Below are 231 nucleotides of genomic sequence, written 5' to 3'. Positions count from 1 at the left end.
TCGCTGGTCGTTGCGCCCGGCGCGTCCGCCGCGTGCACGACCGATATCGGCCGCGGCTGGCCGCCGGCGGGGGGCAACTACGGCCAGGCCGTGGAAACCCTGTTCAATGGCAATGCACAGCCCGCGCTGGCGCTGCCCATCCTGCCCAAGGGCGGGGGGGAATCCGGCGTGGCGCTGCTGCCCGGCAGCCAGGACCAGGCGGGGACCCTGCGCTACAGCGAGGCCGCCAAG

Annotated in this window: 1 pseudogene; it reads left to right on the top strand. The window is 74.5% G+C overall.

The features are described from left to right. Positions 1–231: pseudogene (locus tag ACQG3P_RS25070) on the top strand (hypothetical protein); the annotation flags it as partial.

Origin of the sequence: Stenotrophomonas sp. SrG (assembly GCF_050031795.1) — a bacterium.
GTDB lineage: Bacteria > Pseudomonadota > Gammaproteobacteria > Xanthomonadales > Xanthomonadaceae > Stenotrophomonas > Stenotrophomonas rhizophila_A.
The sequence above is the reverse complement of the archived record's forward strand: the minus strand, read 5'-3'. Positions and strand labels throughout refer to the sequence as shown.